The organism is Legionella antarctica, from assembly GCF_011764505.1.
Lineage (GTDB): Bacteria > Pseudomonadota > Gammaproteobacteria > Legionellales > Legionellaceae > Legionella > Legionella antarctica.
The window spans coordinates 2,601,669-2,618,293 of the sequence record NZ_AP022839.1 but is presented as its reverse complement, the minus strand read 5'-3'; the positions used below and the strand labels follow the sequence as shown (position 1 = coordinate 2,618,293).

Genomic DNA, 16,625 nt, shown 5'->3' with positions numbered 1-16,625 from the left:
GTTAGCATGGACTAAACTATCTGCACAAGTACTTGTAAATATTTTCGGATTGACTTAAAAGACAAATCTTTTTTTGCTTAAAGGGATTCTAACCACGACAATTCACGGATCCATCCGTTGTTTGAAGTTAAGTCCAGGTCATTTCGCTAACGATCAAAATAACTTGTAGAGGCACAAAATTCGTTTTTTTCAGAAACAATCCCTATATTGGTGTCTAAATTAATCATGATGCTTTCTAATGGATCATCATGGATCTAAATTTGTTACCTATTGAATATATTAAAAAAAAAAATCCGATTAATCGTTTGAAATTAAGATAATTTCATTTATCATCGGAAGCCAAATTCGAATTCGGAAGCATTATGTTAAAAGAGTGTGGAGTGAAAAAGATGCACAAACCCATAAGAACGCTAGTCAGTGTTGCCGTAGCTGGAATGTTGAGTGCTAGTGTCGCTCACTCAGGGGCATTCTCGCTGTATTCTGAGGGCACCGGTTCTGCTATCGGAAACTATGCTGCAGGTATTGCAGCTGAGGCCGCAGATGCGTCTACAGGTTGGTATAACCCGGCTGGTTTGGCACTCATTCACAAAACACAAATGGTAGGTGGTGGAGTTGGTGTATTTCCTTCATCGAGGTTAAACGGAACAAGTACCTTTACAACAACAGGACTTCCCAATTTTGTACAAAACTTTAATGGGCTGGATGGTGCCGAGAATGCTTTGGTTCCCTCATTCCATTACGCATTACCTTTAGGTGAAAATGCTACATTTGGTTTCAGTGCCGTATCTCCGTTTGGATTAGCAACAGATTGGCAAACTGATTCAGAAGTTCGCTATCAGACTACATTCACTGAACTCCTGACGATAAATGTTTCTCCAGAAATTGGTGCAAAAATTAGCGAGCATTTTGCTGTGGGTGCTGGTATTGACTTCCAATACGCACGAGTAAAATACAATCGTATGCTTGGCGTTCCAACGTTATATGCACCGTTTAATCCTGCTGCTGTAGATACATTAAGTTATAACAATGGCAATTCTATTGGTGTTGGATTCCATACTGGTGTGATGACCATGTTCAATGATCAACATACTCGCGTGGGTTTGAATTACCAATCTAAAATGAGACACAAATTCCATGGTCAAAGCAGGTTAACAGGCAAATTAGCTTCTCCTGGAATCGTATTGGGTCTTCCTGATTCAGTTCTTACAGCTAATCCCGATGCAGTTTTCAAAAACAATCAATTAAGCAGTAATGCTGTAGATTTACCTGATATAGTCACTTTAAGCGGATACCATGATTTAAATGAGACTATTGCGATATTAGGTTCCGTTGTTTATACCGGATGGAGTTCATTTAAAGACGTTGAGCTGAATAATGTAGCAGCACCATCCATTAATCCAAATACGACAGTTAGTCTGGTACAAGTTAATAGAACTTCAGCGCAGAACTATTCAGACGTATGGCGTTTTGCCTTAGGCGCGAACTATCGTGTGAATCCATTATTGATGTTACGAGTAGGTGGAGGATATGATGCTACACCAACAAATAATATTGATAGAGATGTTCGTTTACCTGACTCAAACCGTTGGGCATTATCTGTAGGTGCTCATTATCAAGCTCGTCCCAGTCTTGGAGTTGATGTAGGATACACGCATCTATTTGCCGATGATCCTGAGATTAATCGTTTTGATAGACTCAGCGCTACATCTACCTATACAGTAAATGCTACAGGTAAAGCTTATGCAGATCTAGTTGGTGCGCAGGTAGTTTGGACTATCGATAAAGAGCCTGAAACTCCATATAAATAATCTTTATTGATTACTAAAAAAGCCACGCTACGCGTGGTTTTTTTAAATTTTATATTTTGAAAGGTATTAACATCGGTTTTTAAATTTTTATCGAAAGGTTTAAGGTTAGCAGCAATGCTGTTCGAATCCCCTGGAGATAGTAGGCACTTGCTACTCAACAACAAGACCAGGGGAGGGTAGTATTCAGGAGGACTGATACTAGGGGCGTTGCCTACTTTTATTCTATTAATTTTTACTTATAGTTGCTTCACCTGGTCCATTGATCACTATGCTATATCCGTTATAGGATATTTGCTTTGGAGTAATGTCACCAGTTTCCAGATCCATAGTTACAGTTCCAATGTCTATAGGATTAGCTGTATTGGTTGCCACTTTAATCAGGGCACTGCATTTTCCGTTAGTAGTGTGACCAAAACATGCCATTCTCACCATATTCCAATAAACCTGGCGAGTAGTATGAGCGGAAGTTGAATAAGGGGAAGGAATAGTGCCAGCAACATAGGCATTCGATTCTTCATCGGTATTATTATGTGTTGTTAAATAAGCAGGTACTGCTAAAGCGGTGGCGGCAACCAGATTCAGGGCTATTGCCGATAAACTTTTAAGCATTAACTTCATCAGTTTCTCCATTAAGATTTTGTAAGTGATTGGTAGCGACCAATCGAGATTACTATAGGTTATTGTCTTTCTCGAGGCAAGCACTAAACCTTATTTGTAAATGTAATTGACATTTCTTGTCAATATAAACTTTGATTAGATGTATTTATCTTCATTCCATAAATTATCGTTTTAATATTTGTGCTATATCTTTGGCAAAATAAGAAATAATAAAATCGGCTCCAGCACGTTTTATAGCAGTTAGACTTTCTATAATGGCTTGTTCTTCGTTAATTAGATGATGTTTTGCTGCCATTTTTATCATGGAATACTCTCCACTCACTTGATAAGCACAAAGGGGTACTTCAGGAAAATGCTGCTTGAGTTTATAAATAATATCCAAATAAAACCCTGCTGGTTTAACCATAATCATATCAGCGCCTTCTTCAAGGTCTAAGTCTGTTTCTCTTAACGCTTCGGCACTATTGGCAGGATCCATTTGATAGGTTTTTCGGTCACCAAATTGAGGTGCTCCTTGGGCTGCTTCTCTAAACGGTCCATAAAGACATGAGCAGTATTTGGCACTGTAACTTAATATGGGAATATGTTGATATCCAGCCGAGTCTAAAGCCAGTCTAATGGCACCAACCATACCATCAGTCATGCCGCTGGGGGCGACCCAATCCGCTCCTGCCTCAGCATGGCTTACTGCTTGCTTTCCAAGCAAATCAAGTGTTTGATCATTATCTATCCGTTCTCCTTGCAGAACGCCACAATGGCCATGATCGGTATATTCGCAAAAACACAAATCAGAAATAATTAATAGTTCTTTATTTAAAGAACGTATAAGTTTGATTGCTTTTTGAATAATTCCATTTTTATTGTACGATTCACTGCCACATGCATCTTTGTTTTGAGGTATGCCAAAAAGTAAGACCGCAGGAATGCCTAATGCACTTAATGTTTCTATTTCTTGAGGAAGACATTCAAGACTGAGTTGAAATTGACCTGGCATGGAGCTGATTTCTTTAGCTTCCGTCAAATGCTCACTAATAAATAAAGGAGCTATAAATTGCTGAACATGCAATCTGGTTTCTTTCATTATGGATCGAGATAGTGGACTGCTGCGTAATCGGGTCATTCTAAGCGGAATATTATAGTGACTCATTAATTTTATCCTTTGGACTGAAATTACTAAATGGGATCTTATTTACTCGATGTATATAAAATATCAATACCACTGCTATTGGTGCTACTGCTTACTTGGATACTGTAGAATTTATTAAGTAAGTATTTTAAGGTGAGCACGTTAGGATTCGACTGTGATAAACCTACGTTATAACTTAAATAAATTCGTTTGGAAATCGATTTACCTACTACAACTGCTGTAGAGTCACTGATTTGATTGGTTGCCAGATTGTATTTACTGGCGGTTTGTAGGTCTAGATCAAATCCCAGATTCTTTTTTAATTGTTCCAGAAGTTGCACCCCGTTGGTTCCATTGTCCAGATTCATTGAGGAGATTGCAGCTAAAAGTAACTGCCCCCCCGCTTTGTTAGCTTGACTGGCAGGTCGACCCAAGAGCAGCATGGACAGAATATCAGCCTGAGAAAGGCTGGAAAGGTTTGAAAATAATATTATTTTGGGTTGAGTTATTCGTCCTGTTACTTCAACTCCAACACTTATATTACCGCGCACATTTGCAGTTTGAAGATTACTGTTATTAAAATTAAAATTTTGATTTGTCGCAGAATTGGAGGCTGCTGATGTCTTGATTTTTTTAGATGCTCTTAAGTTAATTCCCGGATTATCAATCTGTCCGCCTGTAAAAATTAATTCCCCATGCTCAATTGCTAAAGCTTGACCATAGGCTTTATATTGTCCTTTTATAACATTTAGTTCACCGGTAGCATTTATAGTACCTTGAGGTAGTTTTTTAAGCTGTACTTTTCCTCCTAAAGTAGTATTTAAACCTTTGACGGATAATTCTACCTCATTACCCATTTCTACACTCAGATCCAAGGAGGTATTAAATGGACTGGTAGTGGGGCTCTCATTGTTACTTTTAAAGACCACATCCTCTGATAAGGTGATGCTGCTTGAAAATGTTTGAGGCTTAATTTGGGCAGAGGGAACTAAAATCGATCCAGAAATATTGAGGCCTGATTGGGTGAAGTTCAAATTTATTTTAGGTGATATATTAACCTGGTATTCCTTGGTATTCATGATTTTAAAATCAGTGCCTTGCAGCAAGAAATCGCCTATAAAAGAAGTTGTTAACGGCCCCTTTCCCTTAAGGATTATTTTTTTATTTTCAGAAGTTAATGAACCTTCTGCTTGCCAGTGTTGCTTTCTTGCATGGGCAGTCAAATCTATAGAGTTTAAATGAATACCTAAGGTAGGGAGCGCTACACTTGCTTGTTTTAACATGAGATTGCTTTCAATGATTTTTTTACCCCAAGTACCAGTTGTTTTTATAGAGGCAATTAGGCGTCCTCTGGGATTACTGATGTCTGGACTGATGCTTTGTAAAAAATCAAATGAGTTTAACAGGAGAGACAGATTTGCAGATATAGGTTGATCGTTTGATAAACCTTTTCCAAGATCAAACCTGGGCAGTTTAAATGCTAAATTTAATTTTTTGTTTGCATCTATCGCAAATGAACCTTTTCCTTCCAATTGCTGAGGGGAAAGAGAAACATCCAATACTCCCCCTTGAAATTTAAGGGAAGGAACAAGGCTCCCTTCAGGCATCTGATAGTGGCCTGGGTTTAACGTCAATGTTACATTGCCTTGATTGCTATTCTTAATAACCCCCTTAGCAGTGAGGCTTGTATAAAGACCCTCATGCTTGAAAGATGGATTAACTGTTTGAGATAAATTAACATTAAAGCTCCACTTCCAGGGAGCAGTTCCATGAACCGTTGCCGCTAATTGCCAATGTTCTTCAGAGGACCTGTTTATTTTAGAAGTAAGCTCAATGTTTAGATTAGGCAGAATACCAGATAACTTCATTCTTCCTTCTGGACTATTAGCAGTTACTTCTGAGCCATTTTGCCATTGCAGATCACGCCATTTTATTATTTGATTGAGTTGAGATAATTCTTTTAAATTTCCATTTAAAGAAATATTTGCTGGACCATGGAAATCACCAGTCCATTGTAGCTGATTGAGTTCACCACCTATATTTAAAATGCCTGTGAGCGTTTTTTGTTTTTTAGCATGAGGATTTAATTTGATCTTACCAGATAAAGAATAAGGGGGAGTTATATCGGCTTGCAGCCGACTGTATATGGATTGTTTGGCGTAATTAAATTGTAATGAATTTATGATTAAACGTTGTTCATTCAACTGTCCAGTTAATTTAATCTTTTTTAGGCTGATTATGTCCATGTCTTGTTTTATTTGAACAGCATCAGCAGTTAAATAATTGATCAATATTTGACGATGCAGTAATGAGCGAGGCTGCCAGTTAAAGGTTAAGTGTTTTATGCTTATTGTGTTCTCGCCCATTTGATAATCGAGGCCTTCAACAGTAAATTGTTTCAATAAATTACCACTTAGTTGATGAACTTTAAGGGTTCCAGGTAGATAAAGCCCACTTAACTTGATTAGGGTATACAAACCAGGGGTTGTAGATAGAAAAAAAGATAAAAGACTTACTGATAGTATCAAGAGGATTAATATACTATAAAGCATCTTTCTGATTAATTTCCTCATAAGTCTGGTCCCATACTAATGATTAATCGTGGATTGGTAGCTGATCGTTGCAATCGACTGGTTAATGCTTGTGCTAATCCTATTTTAATGGGACCAATAGGTGAAACCCACATTAAACCACCGCCTGCATCATATTGAATATTCCTAGCTGTTGGATTATAAACATCTCCAGAATCAAAAAAACCTACGAGGTACCAGTTTTTTTTGGTTTCTTTTTGAATTTCAAACCCACTATAAGTGATTATTCTTCCAGGTCCTATGGAATTTAAGCCGAATGCTTTTAAATTGTCCGTTCCTCCTAGAAGTAAGGCCAGAGATAAAGGAAGTTGATTGATGTTGCTCGTGGCAGTCACTCCTTGAATAGTATGCCCATAGAGCCGCAGACGCCAGGGTTCTATCATGAATGCCGCTTTTGCATCTATTGAGGTTTGTGCAAAACTGATTTTTGACAGGGTGAGTTGGCTAGCTCCCAAACCATTTAAAGTAATGCTATACCCTGATGGGGAAAATAACGGGTTTGTTGTTTTCCTGAATGCAAATGTAGCTTTTGGATAAAGCATGAATTGGTTGTTATTAGGTTGCAAAGAGTAGTGAAAACTTTCATACAAGCTGTTAATCGATAAAATACGTTTAAAACTCTCTACATTATGTTGTTGAGCCAGGGAAACAAGGAAGGCATTACTATAACCCGTATTGTAATTTAAACTGGAAAAATTACCTGTAAGACTGTATTGATCAGTCACCGGATTTTTACCAGGGACGACATATTGAGCTTGCAGTGCGTTCTGAGTAAGGGAACCCTGAGCCAAGGCATTAAATTTATGACCAAAGCGATTGACTGGTATGATATTAAGACCAGCTCTCCCTCGAACTCCTGTATCTGTTCCATAGCCAGCTCCTACAGAGTAAGTATATTTTGAAACAGGCTGTAAATGGACAATAACAGGGACAAACCGATCATCTGAAATCTGTGGTTTAACCAGTACTGAACTGAAGTAACCACTATTGGATAGATAATTATTAAATTTAAGAATTTGATCTGTAGAATACGCTTTCCCTACTGTAAATGGGACGAATCGGTGTAATAAAGCAGGATCTATATTCGTTGGATCAAATTGCACCTGCCCAAAGTAGTATAGATTCCCTGTATTAAAAATAAGCGTAATCGTGGCGGTATTTTTATTTTCATCGATGAGAATTTCCGCTTTTTGAAATGTTCCTTGTAAAAATCCTAAGCTCTCGGCGGCGTTGATTAAGCTCTGTTTTGCCTGATTATAAGGCTCTGTACTAAGAGGGTCTCCTACATGCAATGGTAATTGTTTAAGTGTATTAAGAAGTAATGGATTTTGCGCACCTTCCCCAGCTATTTGTATCTTAAGCAAAGAGATATGAGTTTGGGGGCCAGGATAAACATTGATAGAGATCTTTTGGTGACTTAGTATCCGAATATCAACATCTGCCCTGAAATAGCCAAATGGCTGAATTGCTTTGATTATTTGGCTGCGTAACTCGTCCTGACTGATTTCATTTAATGGTTTTAACTCTTGTAATTCATTCAGGCGTTTTTCAACGTTAGCAAGTACTTTGCCACTTACGCCCCTAATATCCAGAGAAGCCATTTTGGAGTTCGCTGCAAATATAGGAAAACAAGAAAGAATGAAAATGATGCAAATTAGTTTTTTCATGTGACCATTGTACTGTTAAATAGCATCGGCTGCCTCCATCTTTTTAAGTTGATAAATTAAATCCAATGCTTGTTTTGCAGTCAGTTTATCTGGCTCAATATTAGCCAATTCGGCCAATATAAGAGAGGCGGACGGCACCTTGGTTGAAGGGTTATTAATTGGATGTTTCTTAGTGGGTTGTTCGGTGTCTTTCAGGTGGTTTAGATGAGCATGTGCCACTTTTAGAACCTCTGCCGGAATACCTGCAAGCTCAGCAACTTCAAGGCCATAACTACGATTTGCCGGTCCTGCTTCGACTCGATATAAAAATATAATGCGACCAGTCTTTATACATGCCTGCAAATGAACGTTGCGAATACAAGCCCATTGATCAGGAAGGTTGGTTAGTTCGAAATAATGAGTAGAAAATAAAGTGTATGCTTTAATGGCTGTGGCCAGATAAGTACAACTTGCATACGCAAGTGCCATGCCATCATAGGTGCTTGTTCCACGTCCAATTTCATCAATCAAAACAAGGCTTTCGGATGTTGCTTGTCTTAAAATGTGTGCCGTTTCAGTCATTTCCACCATAAATGTAGACCGCCCTGATGCCAGATCATCACTGGCTCCTATACGAGTAAAAATTCGATCAATGGGGCCTAAAGTTACAGATTGGGCAGGAACAAAACTGCCTATGTGTGCCATGAGTACTATTAATGCGGTTTGGCGCATGTAAGTAGACTTTCCACCCATATTAGGACCAGTGATTAATAAAATATTTTGATTGGGATTAAGGCTGAGATCATTGGCAATGAATTGCTCTTGAAGTAGTTGTTCAATAACAGGATGACGACCCGATTGAATAGTAATTCCTGCTTCTGGCAACAGTATAGGACAATTCCAATTGAAAGTTCGCGCACGTTCTGCCAAGGTAGCCAATACATCCAACTCTGCTAAAGCTTGAGCCAGGCGAGATAATTCGGTGATGTAGTTTTGAATTTCAATCAGTAAGTTGTCATACAACCATTTTTCACGAGCCAAGGCTTTAACTTGGGCTGAAAGCACTTTTTCTTCAAATACTTTAAGCTCTGGGGTAATGTAGCGCTCCACATTTTTTAAAGTTTGCTTTCTTTGGTAATTAACAGGGGCCTTTTCTGCTTGTGTTTTAGATAATTCTATATAAAAGCCCTGAACACTATTGAAACCCAGTTTCAGAGTTGAAAGACCGGTACGTTGTTTTTCTTCAAGTTCCAATTGAACTAAGGTTTCATTGGCATTGGTGCTCAGTTTTCTTAATTCATCCAGTTCTTCATCAAAAGCAGGAGCAATAACCCCCCCATCTCGAATGAGCATGGGTGGATTGTCTACTATTGCTGAATCAAGTAATTCCTGCAGGAGAGGAAATGGACGGATATGTTCTTTCAATTGATCGGTAAGGATGGTTTGATTATTTTGGATGACGAAATTTATATCTGGAACTAGGCTTATGGTAGAACGCAAAGCAATTAAATCACGTGGACGAGCGGATTTTAAAGCAATTCTAGATAGGATTCGTTCTACATCGCAGCATTGTTTCAGTAGCTGATGGAGCTTGGTATCTTGTTGAAATTGGATTATTTCTTTAATGGCGTGTTGACGGGCTTGAATTAAATGGTGTTGTTTGAGAGGTCTTCCCAGCCAACGCTTCAGTAAACGACTGCCCATAGTACAAGCGGTATTATCAAGAATGGAGAGTAGACAGTGATCGCTTCTCCCATTAATATTTTCAAATAATTCTAAATGCTTTTGAGTTGAAGCATCCAGTTGTAAGTAATCCTGTGAGTTTTCAAGCGTTATGGAAGTAAGATGAGGCAATGCTTGTTTTTGAGTGGTCTGCAAATAGGCAAGTAAAGCACCTGCTGCAATTAAGGCTGTAGGATGGTCTGGTTCTCCAAATGCCGATAAATCGGTAACGGCAAATTGATTGCATAACAATTTATGAGCACTGTCTGCATTGAATTCCCAGCCTGGTCTGTATTTAACAGGAAAGTTGCTGCAGTATTCACTTAAGGGGGATGATTCTTCTATAAGCAGTTCTGCAGGCTGCAGTCGTGTTAATTCCGCATGGAGTTGATTACTCTCTGACAATTCAAGTAAATGAAAACGGCCACTACTCAAATCTACCCAGGCGAGACCAGTTTTTTGTTTTTTTTGGTGGATTGCCAACAGCAGATTGTCTTTTTTTGCATCCAGAAGTGCCTCATCAGTCACTGTACCTGGCGTAATAATGCGCGTTACTTCTCGTTCAACAGGTCCTTTGCTGGTCGCTGGATCGCCTGTTTGCTCACAGATTGCTACTGACTCTCCTTTTTTAATGAGGCGAGCTAAATAGTTTTCCACCGCGTGATAGGGTAACCCTGCCATAGGAATTGGTTTGTTAGCAGATTGCCCTCTATGAGTCAGGTTTAAATCCAGTAATTTGGATGCCCGCTTTGCATCATCAAAAAATAGTTCATAAAAATCACCCATACGATAAAACAAGAGCATGTCGGGATATTCTGATTTGATGCGCAAATACTGTTGCATCATGGGTGTATGAGAAGTAGACATAGAGGGCTTGCTAAAATGAAATTGATGTAATTCTAGCAAAATCACAGTAGTAAGTCAGTAAAGAGATGGTCTGTGTTTTAATTGAACATTTCTTGGTTAAAAAAATTATATTTATTATAGATTTAAGATATATCCTTCATTTAATGTTACTATTTGCTACAATATAAGAGATTTATAATAATGTTTAATTAAATAGGGAGAATAGTTATGAATCGTTTAGCTATGATAGCTGTAACTTGTTTTTTGGGATTCGCGTTAACTGCTTGTGGTGAGCAAAGTACTCCTAGGCCAACTACGGATACTACTGAAACTCCAGCTGTCCAAACAACGAGCCCAACGCCAGATCAAACAGACAGTAACAAAACTCAATAATATTTTTATTGCTTCTACTGTTCTAATTCAAATAACTCCATGTTGTAATAGCATGGAGTTATTTCTTTTACAGGTTTTTCTTAATGAATCACTTTGACGTTTTAATTAAAGAAATAGCCCTGCTTTTTAAAAAAAATGATTGGCAGTTAGTTACTGCAGAATCATGTACTGGTGGATTAATTGCAAGTTATATCACAGAACTACCGGGTAGTTCCGTTTGGTTTGAGCGAGGGTTTGTTACTTACAGCAATTTAGCCAAACAGGAGATGCTGGGTGTTCCCAAGGAGCTAATTGAAGAGTTTGGGGCAGTAAGTGAGGAAGTTGCCTCAGCCATGGCAACTGGCGCATTACAACACAGTATGGGGGATATTGGTTTATCCGTAACTGGCATTGCTGGCCCTGATGGAGGAACTGTTGATAAACCCGTGGGAACGGTATGGTTTGCCTGGGCTACTCGTGAGGGTTCAATACATACTCTGAAAAAACAATTTATGGGAACGAGACAGGAAATTCGTTTGACTTCATGTCATGAGGCTTTACAAGGCGTTCTTACGACAATCAGGAACATTCAATTAATTCGTGATTAATTCACTTTGCTGCTCGCCCCTATCTGTGTGATAATTTTGTTCTTGCACATTACTACTTGGATAAAAAAATGGAAGAGAATAAACAAAAAGCATTATCAGCCGCCCTCTCGCAAATTGAGCGTCAATTTGGTAAAGGATCAGTAATGCGTATGGGGGATAGTACTGTCTCACGTGATATAGAAGCTATTTCTACAGGATCATTAGGTCTGGATATTGCATTAGGGATTGGCGGTTTACCTAAAGGTCGGGTGGTTGAGATTTACGGACCAGAATCTTCTGGTAAAACAACCTTGACCCTTCAGGTTATTGCTGAATGTCAAAAATTGGGGGGTACGGCAGCATTTATCGATGCAGAACATGCTTTGGATCCAAGCTATGCTCAAAAACTGGGAGTTAATGTCGATGAGCTGTTAGTTTCTCAACCTGATACAGGGGAGCAAGCTCTGGAAATCACCGATATGTTAGTACGTTCAGCTGCTGTGGATGTGGTAATTATTGACTCGGTTGCAGCTTTAACACCAAAAGCTGAAATTGAAGGTGAAATGGGTGATACTCATGTTGGATTACAAGCAAGACTGATGTCCCAGGCTTTACGTAAATTAACTGCTAATATCAAGCGTTCTAACACCTTGGTTATTTTTATTAATCAGATTCGGATGAAAATTGGGGTGATGTTTGGCAGCCCTGAAACAACAACAGGTGGTAATGCATTAAAATTTTATGCATCGGTTCGTTTGGACATTCGACGCATCGGCTCAATTAAGAAAGGGGAAGAAATATTAGGTAGTGAAACACGCGTTAAAGTAGTTAAAAATAAAGTCGCGCCTCCTTTCAAAATGACAGAATTTGATATTTTGTATAACGAAGGTATTTCACGGGAAAGTGAAATTATTAATTTGGGTGTTCAATTGAATCTAATTGAAAAATCAGGTGCATGGTATAGTTATAAGCAAGAAAAAATCGGCCAGGGTAAGGATAATGTTCGATTATATCTGAAGGATAATCCTCAGATAGCTTCTGTTCTTGAACAGCAGATTCGTGCTGAACTATTAGAAAAAAAACTACCCATGCTTGCTGAGGCAACTGAAGATAGCTTAGAGACTATTGATGACTAAAGCATTTGATAGCGCCTTACGCCTGTTAACCAGGCGTGAGCATGGCGCTATAGAATTATGCAATAAGTTAGAACAAAAAGGATTTAGCCCTACAGAGGCTAAAGATGCATTGGAGTCTTGCCAACGCCTTGGTTTACAAAGTGACAGTCGTTTTGCAGAAAATTACTGTCGTTCACGTATTCGCCAGGGATATGGTCCTCAAAAAATCAGTCAGGAATTAAAAATCAAAGGTATTGACAATGAACTTATTCTCCATGAATTACAGCAAGAACAACAGAACTGGTTAGACTATGCAATGAAGGTCTGGCAGAAAAAGAGTAGAGGAAAAGTTGATTTATCGTTTGATGAGATACAAAAACTACAGCATTTTTTACTTTACCGCGGCTTTAGTATGGATATAATCGCAAAGGTCGTAAAGGAATTAAAGTAAAATTACAGACCATCATTAAAAATTTAATGTAACAAATTCATCACTATTATTTTCGGAAAGACTCATGCAATGTTATATTCACTGCAGTAGTTTGCTTTATGATAGCAACGTCTCAAACACATTTGAGCACAATAAGCAGTGAAAAGAAGCCGAGTATCGGACTTCACTTCGTTTGGCGCTAACCATCGCTATTCAATAGCATGGTACGCTATTTAATTAACTTAACTGGTAAGTAGTAAAAATGAAAAGTTCTGAAATTAGACAAGCATTTTTTGATTATTTTGCACAACGTGGTCATCAGTTAGTAGAGTCCAGTTCATTGATTCCTGCTAATGATCCTACTTTATTATTTACTAATGCAGGCATGGTGCAATTTAAAGACTCATTTTTAGGGCTTGAAGCTCGTCCTTATCAGCGTGCAGTTAGTGCTCAGCGTTGCGTTCGTGCTGGTGGAAAACATAATGATTTGGAAAACGTTGGCTATACAGCCAGGCATCATACCTTCTTTGAGATGCTGGGTAATTTTAGTTTAGGTGATTATTTTAAAAGAGAAGCCATCCAATTTGCCTGGGACTTCTTAACTCAAGTGTTGCATTTACCTGCAGAACGTTTATGGGTAACTGTATACAAAGAGGATAAGGAGGCAGAGGACATCTGGTTAAAAGAAATGGGTGTCTCTGCTGAACGTTTTTCTCGCTGTGGGGAAAAGGATAATTTTTGGTCTATGGGAGATACTGGCCCTTGTGGTCCTTGTACTGAAATTTTTTATGATCATGGACCTGATATTGCTGGCGGTCCGCCTGGAAGTCCTGATGAAGATGGAGACAGATACATAGAGATTTGGAACCTGGTGTTCATGCAATTTAACAGAGATAAAGAAGGCAATCTTCACCCTTTACCAAAGCCCTCAGTTGATACGGGTATGGGATTGGAGCGACTTGCTGCTGTAGTTCAAGGAGTTCATAATAATTACGAAGTAGATACGTTCCAATTTTTAATTAAATCCATAGCAAAACTTGGCAGCGAGATTGATTTAAATCATACTTCACTTAAAGTAATTGCAGATCACATTCGTTCATGTTCTTTTTTAATTGTTGATGGGGTAGTGCCAGGCAATGAGGGGCGCGGCTATGTATTACGAAGAATTATCAGAAGAGCGGTAAGACACGGTAATAAATTAGGGTTATCCAGTCCATTTTTTTCCAGGTTAGTTGAGCCTTTAATTGCAATAATGGGTGATGCTTATCCAGAATTAGTCACTGCTAAGACGCATATAGAAAAAGTTTTAATCCAGGAAGAGAATCAATTCGCTCGTACACTAGAACAGGGACTTCGTTTGTTACACGAGCAAATGCACACCATGGGTGGTGATGAAATATCTGGGGCGATTGCTTTTAAATTATATGATACCTATGGTTTTCCTGTAGATCTAACGGCTGATATAGCTCGAGAACAGGGTTTGCATGTTGATATGGATGGTTTTAATGAGTTAATGCAACAGCAAAGAGAACAATCACAAGCAGCCAGCCAATTCAATACAGATTATCATGCTACGTCTCAATTGGATCATCAATCCGAGTTCCATGGTTATGATAAAGAAGTGGCAGAGGGCAAGATCATTGGCTTACTGCAAGAAGGTCATGAAGTTAAAACTCTGGATAAAGGATTAAAAGGCGCGGTTATTCTTGATAATACTCCTTTTTATGCAGAAAGCGGTGGACAGGCAGGTGATAAAGGCATTCTTTCCGGAAAAGGATTTAGTTTTCGTGTGGATGATACTCAAAAAGTAGGTCAAGCCATAGTACACCACGGTGAAATCACTGAGGGTACACTAACTTTAAATCTCCCGGTTAGAGCGCAAATTGATAATCCCAGACGAGATGCAATTCGTTTGAATCATACTGTAACACATTTATTGCATGCAGCACTTAAAACTATAGTAGGTACCCATGTTCAGCAAAAGGGTTCTTTGGTGGAAGCTGAGCGGGCTCGGTTCGATTTTTCACATTTTGAAGCTTTGACTCAAGAACAAATTCGTCAAATTGAAATTTTGGTTAATAAGCAAATTAGAGCTAATAATGAAGTGGTGACTCAAGTTATGGATATTGAAGCGGCCAAGAAGAGCGGGGCCGTTGCGCTTTTTGGAGAAAAATATGCTGACTCAGTGCGTGTTTTATCAATGGGGGAATTTTCCAAAGAGCTTTGTGGCGGTACCCATGCGCGAAGAACAGGGGATATAGGTTTATTTAAAATTACTGCTGAGTATGGAATTGCCAGCGGTGTAAGACGCATAGATATGGTTACCGGGAGTTATGCATTAGCCTGGGTTAATGAGCAACAGGATCTTTTAGGTGACCTGGCTGCAAACCTGAAGACTTCTGTTGGCAATTTACGTGATAAAATGTTCCAGTTATTAGCTGATAATAAAAGCCAGGAGAAAGAAATCGCGAAACTTCTGAGTGAAAAGGCGCAGAAATCAGGTGCGGATCTTGTAAGCGAAGTCGAGAATATAAATGGGATTAATTTATTGATCAAACAACTTGATGGAATGGACAATCAAACGTTACGAACTACTCTGGATCAGCTAAAATCAACTTTAGATTCGGCTGTAATTGTATTATTTACCGTTGATCAAAATAAAATGAATGTCATTGCTGGAGTGAGTAAAAATATCTTGGAAAAAGCGCCAACGGCTGCCATGTTAGTACGCCATTTATGTGGAAAAGGGGGCGGCAGAGATGATATGGCTCAGGGTGGAGGAGCCATACCAGACGATTTGGCTGGGAAAATAAAAGAAATAAAAACAATGGTAGAAAATGCTTAAGATGAATATTTGGACTGGTTAATATTATCCCTGTACAACAGCTTCTTATTAAGCAGAACCATTGTTCTGGATACCGAGCATAAAGCTCGGTACGTAGGGAGTGGAAATTAATTCACAAAATAATCCGGTATTTATTCCATATTTGGGTATTGGTTAACAAGATTGGAGAATTATCCAGACCGTAATGCTGCTCAGGCCTAATCTACAAAGATCATCAAAGGAGATAATGATGAGTTTTATTAAGGAATTTAAACAGTTTGCCATGCGGGGCAACGTCATTGATTTAGCCGTTGCTGTTGTTATAGGTACTGCTTTTGGCAAGATTATCACCTCCTTGGTAGATGGAATTATTATGCCCCTGATTGGTTTACTGTTGGGCGGGATTAATATAAGCAATAAATCATTTACCTTGGGGGATGCTGTTGTTAAGTGGGGTGGATTTCTTCAAACTATTATTGATTTTACCATAATAGCCTTTGCAATTTTTGTAGCAATCAAATTTGTTAATATATTAAAAAAGAAGGAAAAGGAAGATAAGACTTCCATACTATCGCATCAGGAAGTTTTATTAATGGAAATTCGTGATTTGTTAAAGGACAGGATCAAACCCACTTAAAACCCAATCTTATTTGGTATGAGTTTAATCAAAAATTTTTGGATCTGCTATACTAGATCTAGTAGCTAATTAATAAGGATATTCTATGAGCGAACTAGTGAATCTAATTGCACTTATCATTGTTTTTGGTGTGTGCTTGTGGTTGATTAATGCATTTATTCCTATGCCTGGAGCAATTAAAAGTCTTTTAAATATATTGGTTTTAATTGTTTTAATTATCTATATCTTACAATTTTTTGGCATCATCCATAACATCTTACCAGTGGTTAGAATTTTAAAATGATCGTGGTATGATTTATAAGG

At 38.5% G+C, this 16,625-nt stretch carries 13 protein-coding genes; 8 read left to right on the top strand and 5 right to left on the bottom strand.

All coding sequences use genetic code 11. The annotated features are described in order from the left end of the window. Positions 1–380: 380 nt before the first annotated feature. The gene (locus HRS36_RS12410) at positions 381–1,808 is read left to right on the top strand and encodes an OmpP1/FadL family transporter (RefSeq protein WP_173238521.1); all 1,428 of its coding nucleotides are present in this window, start codon (positions 381–383) and stop codon (positions 1,806–1,808) included. A gap of 225 nt (positions 1,809–2,033) precedes the next feature. Here HRS36_RS12410 and HRS36_RS12405 read toward each other — a convergent pair whose 3' ends face one another. From HRS36_RS12405 to mutS, 5 genes are all read right to left on the bottom strand, one after another. Further along, entirely contained in the window at positions 2,034–2,426 is a 393-nt protein-coding gene (locus HRS36_RS12405) for a hypothetical protein (protein WP_173237544.1), read from the bottom strand. A 163-nt stretch (positions 2,427–2,589) separates the two neighbouring features. Beyond that, positions 2,590–3,573, bottom strand: a complete 984-nt coding sequence (gene hemB / locus HRS36_RS12400; RefSeq protein WP_173237543.1) for a porphobilinogen synthase — start codon at positions 3,571–3,573, stop codon at positions 2,590–2,592. Positions 3,574–3,611: 38 nt separating this feature from the next. Beyond that, positions 3,612–6,125, bottom strand: coding sequence for a translocation/assembly module TamB domain-containing protein (locus HRS36_RS12395; RefSeq protein ID WP_173237542.1), 2,514 nt, complete (start codon positions 6,123–6,125; stop codon positions 3,612–3,614). Beyond that, complete coding sequence (locus HRS36_RS12390) at positions 6,122–7,810, bottom strand: autotransporter assembly complex protein TamA (RefSeq protein ID WP_173237541.1); 1,689 nt, start codon at positions 7,808–7,810, stop codon at positions 6,122–6,124. The genes HRS36_RS12395 and HRS36_RS12390 overlap by 4 nt, the downstream gene beginning before the upstream one ends. Before the next feature lie 15 nt (positions 7,811–7,825). Next, positions 7,826–10,378 (bottom strand): DNA mismatch repair protein MutS, encoded by a 2,553-nt coding sequence (gene mutS / locus HRS36_RS12385; RefSeq protein WP_173237540.1) that lies wholly within the window; start codon positions 10,376–10,378, stop codon positions 7,826–7,828. Positions 10,379–10,585: 207 nt separating this feature from the next. Between mutS and HRS36_RS12380 the strand changes: the two genes are divergently transcribed. The 7 genes from HRS36_RS12380 to HRS36_RS12350 all read left to right on the top strand — a co-directional run bounded on the left by HRS36_RS12380 (position 10,586) and on the right by HRS36_RS12350 (position 16,605). Continuing rightward, positions 10,586–10,750 (top strand): hypothetical protein, encoded by a 165-nt coding sequence (locus tag HRS36_RS12380; protein WP_173237539.1) that lies wholly within the window; start codon positions 10,586–10,588, stop codon positions 10,748–10,750. 83 nt (positions 10,751–10,833) lie between these two features. Continuing rightward, on the top strand, positions 10,834–11,337 hold the full coding sequence (locus HRS36_RS12375; protein ID WP_173237538.1) for a CinA family protein: 504 nt from the start codon (positions 10,834–10,836) through the stop codon (positions 11,335–11,337). 68 nt (positions 11,338–11,405) lie between these two features. Next, positions 11,406–12,452, top strand: a complete 1,047-nt coding sequence (gene recA, locus HRS36_RS12370; protein ID WP_173237537.1) for a recombinase RecA — start codon at positions 11,406–11,408, stop codon at positions 12,450–12,452. Next, positions 12,445–12,882 carry a recombination regulator RecX gene (gene recX / locus HRS36_RS12365; protein ID WP_173237536.1) on the top strand — a complete coding sequence of 146 codons (438 nt, stop codon included), beginning with the start codon at positions 12,445–12,447 and terminating at the stop codon, positions 12,880–12,882. Before recA ends, recX begins: the two co-directional genes overlap by 8 nt. A gap of 241 nt (positions 12,883–13,123) precedes the next feature. Further along, positions 13,124–15,706 (top strand): alanine--tRNA ligase, encoded by a 2,583-nt coding sequence (gene alaS / locus HRS36_RS12360; protein ID WP_173237535.1) that lies wholly within the window; start codon positions 13,124–13,126, stop codon positions 15,704–15,706. Between the two features lie 229 nt (positions 15,707–15,935). Next, positions 15,936–16,322: a large-conductance mechanosensitive channel protein MscL gene (mscL, locus tag HRS36_RS12355; RefSeq protein WP_173237534.1), complete on the top strand. Its 387-nt coding sequence runs from the start codon at positions 15,936–15,938 to the stop codon at positions 16,320–16,322. Positions 16,323–16,407: 85 nt separating this feature from the next. Further along, positions 16,408–16,605: a Thivi_2564 family membrane protein gene (locus tag HRS36_RS12350; protein ID WP_173237533.1), complete on the top strand. Its 198-nt coding sequence runs from the start codon at positions 16,408–16,410 to the stop codon at positions 16,603–16,605. Positions 16,606–16,625: the final 20 nt, after the last annotated feature.